This is a genomic window from Mycobacterium simiae (genome assembly GCF_008370645.1).
Taxonomy (GTDB): Bacteria; Actinomycetota; Actinomycetes; order Mycobacteriales; family Mycobacteriaceae; genus Mycobacterium; species Mycobacterium simiae_A.
On record NZ_VTZN01000325.1, the window covers coordinates 1 to 2500 of the forward strand.

Below are 2500 nucleotides of genomic sequence, written 5' to 3' on the forward strand. Positions count from 1 at the left end.
TGTTAGACCCGCGGGGGGCCGCCGGTTCCTGCGGCGCCACCTGTGCCTCCGGCTCCGCCGGGGCCGAACGGACTGCCGGTGCCGCCGTCGCTCCCAGATAGCCCACTGGTCCCTGGCCCGCCGCTGCCCGCACCGCCGTCACCGCCGTCACCGCCACGGCCGCCGTCGCCGCCCGTCTCGTTCAAGCTATAACCGCCGTCACCGCCGGTTCCTCCGCTGCCTCCGCTGCCGCCGATGAGTCCGGTCCCGCCGGCTCCGCCGGTCCCGCCGGTACCCCCAGCACCGCCGTCAATGCCGAAAAGGCCCGCACCGCCGACTCCGCCGCTGCCCCCAGCCCCTCCGGTCCCGCCGAGAACCACACCAGCGCCACCTACACCACCGGCGCCGCCGCGGCCCCCAGTTGACACCGGGTAGTTGTCGGGCAGACTGGCGATCGATCCGCCACCGCCATCCCCACCGGCGCCTCCGAGGGCGCCGTAAACGCCGCTGCCACCAGCGCCGCCGGCACCGCCGGCCCCGCCCGTCACGGGCGGCCCGAAGTCGAGGTAGCGGGCGTTGCCGCCATCCCCGCCGCGCCCGCCCGCGTGGGGTGAATCACCCGAACGGCCAGTCGCCCCGGGAGCGGATCCGGCGCCACCGGCCCCACCAGTCCCGCTGGCTCCGGCATCACCACCGTCGCCACCATCGCCGCCGTTCCCGTTGTAATCGGGACGGAGGCTGAAGCCGCTGCTATCGCTGCCGCGGCCACCCTCACCCGGAGCCCCGCCGGCCCCCCCAGTACCGCCGTCCCCGCCGATACCTTGCGCGCCTGCGTCACCGTGAGTGGCGCTACCGCCGGCGCCGCCGGCGCCGCCCGTGCCGCCGCTGCCGCCAGCCCCGCCGTCGCCCCCGTCGCCGCCGTCAAGCACTTCGGGACGGAGCTGGTCAATGAACGCGTCGGCCCCGCGGGCGCCGGTGCCGCCGGCGCCGCCGGTACCGCCCGTTCCGCCCCTCCCGCCGGCGCCACCGTTGCCGGCCTGGGCGCCGCCGTTGCCGCCGACGCCACCGGCGCCTCCGGTACCGCCGGTGTCGCCGGCGGCTCCGTCCCCGCCGTCTCCCCCGCCGTACGGGTCGAGCGGGTCGATGCCATCAGCGCCGGTGGTGCCGGTTCGGCCCTTTCCGCCGGTGCCCCCGGCGCCGCCGTCGCCGACTAGTCCGCCATTGCCGCCGGTGCCCCCGGTGCCCCCGGTGCTGCCGGGGGTGACGCCCGGGGGGCGCTGGTCATCGGCGGCGGCGCCGGGGCCGCCAGTCCCGCCGTTGCCGCCGCTGGTGGGAGTGGCGCCGGTAGCGCCGGACGGGCCGGTGCTTGAACCTGCACCGCCAGCACCGCCGGCCCCGCCGCTACCTGGGTTGCCGCCATCGCCGCCGGTGCCACCGACACCGTTGGTGGTGCTCCAGCGGCCTCTAGTTCCGGGGCCGCCGTCCCCGGCGATGCCGCCGGCGCCGCCGGTTCCACCGGCTCCACCCGCGCCATGGCTGCCGGCGTTGCCGTGGGTTGCGGTGCCCCCGGTGCCGCCGGTGCCGCCGCTGCCGCCGGTGCCACCGTCGCCGCCGTGCCCGCCGGGCCCGCCCGCGTTGCCGGCGGAATAAATGGATTTGCCGCCGTCGGCGCCGTCTCCTCCGGCTCCGCCGGTCCCGCCTTTGCCCCCGACACCGCCGGTGCCGCCGTTGCCGGCGTGTGCCCCTCCGGCGCCGCCGACGCCGCCGGTGCCGCCGGTGCCGCCGTTGCCGCCCGCGGTGCCGCTTCCACCGGGGGCACCGACTGATCCCCCTTCGCCGGCGGGGGTGCCGTCGGCGCCGTCGGCGCCGGTGGCGCCGGTGCCGCCGGTGCCGCCGGTGCCGCCATTGCCGACTAGTCCGCCGGCACCACCAGCGCCGCCGGTGCCGCCGATGCCCCCTGGGGTGGTGGCGTCGGCGTCGGCGCCGGTGCCGCCGATGCCGCCGTTGCCGCCGCTGGTGGGGGTGGCGCCGGTGGCCCCGGTGGTACCGGTGCTTGAACCGATACCGCCGCGCCCGCCGGCCCCGCCGGCACCGGGGTTGCCGCCGCTGCCGCCGGTGCCGCCGACACCGTTGCTGACGCTCCAATCGCCCGCACCGCCGGTTCCGCCATCACCGGCGATCCCCCCCGCACCGCCGCTGCCGCCGGCCCCGCCGGCACCGTGTTGGCCACCCAACGGGCCGAGCTGGAAGGGTCCGGCGGCTCCGCCGGTGCCGCCGTGGCCGCCGCCCCCGCCGAGGCCGCCATCGCCGCCGGTTCCGCCAACACCAGCTGGTGCGGCCGCGGCAGCGCCGGTCCCACCGTGGCCGCCGCCGCCGCCGCTGCCGCCGGTGCCGCCGCCGCCGCCATCACCCCACAGCAGCCCGCCCGTCCCGCCGGCCCCGCCGGTGCCGCCCACTCCGCCCACTCCGCCGACTCCGCCGACTCCGCCGGTCCCGCCGGTCCCGCCGGTGACACCAAGCG

General features: G+C 79.3%; 1 pseudogene. It reads right to left on the minus strand.

Going from position 1 to position 2500, the window contains the following annotated elements:
* Positions 1–2 precede the first annotated feature (2 nt).
* Positions 3–2500, minus strand: a pseudogene (locus F0Q45_RS28180) (PE family protein); the annotation flags it as partial.